Below are 323 nucleotides of genomic sequence, written 5' to 3'. Positions count from 1 at the left end.
GGCGGAGCGGACGGGGCTCGAACCCGCGACCCCCGGCGTGACAGGCCGGTATTCTAACCAACTGAACTACCGCTCCGAATTCTTGTATTTCGCAACCGCGAAATCGAATGCCGACAAGGCTTGCGATTCGTGGCGGAGCGGACGGGGCTCGCCGACGTTCCGCCGGCCGCGGAATCGCTTGCAAGCGATTCCCTTCGATCCCTAAACCGTGTTGCCCGCAGGGGCAACACTACGTCTGCTAAACCGTGGCGGAGCGGACGGGGCTCGAACCCGCGACCCCCGGCGTGACAGGCCGGTATTCTAACCAACTGAACTACCGCTCC

Annotated in this window: 2 tRNA genes; both read right to left on the bottom strand. The window is 63.8% G+C overall.

Features of this window, described 5'->3' with window-relative positions:
- Window positions 1-2: 2 nt before the first annotated feature.
- Window positions 3-76, bottom strand: a tRNA-Asp gene (locus tag ACEN88_RS34950).
- Between the two features lie 170 nt (window positions 77-246).
- Window positions 247-323: transfer RNA gene (locus ACEN88_RS34945), tRNA-Asp, on the bottom strand.

The organism is Massilia sp. CT11-108 (genome assembly GCF_047302915.1).
Classification (GTDB): Bacteria; Pseudomonadota; Gammaproteobacteria; order Burkholderiales; family Burkholderiaceae_D; genus Telluria; species Telluria orientalis.
Note: the sequence above shows the minus strand (reverse complement) of the source record. Positions and strands in the feature narration are given on the sequence as shown.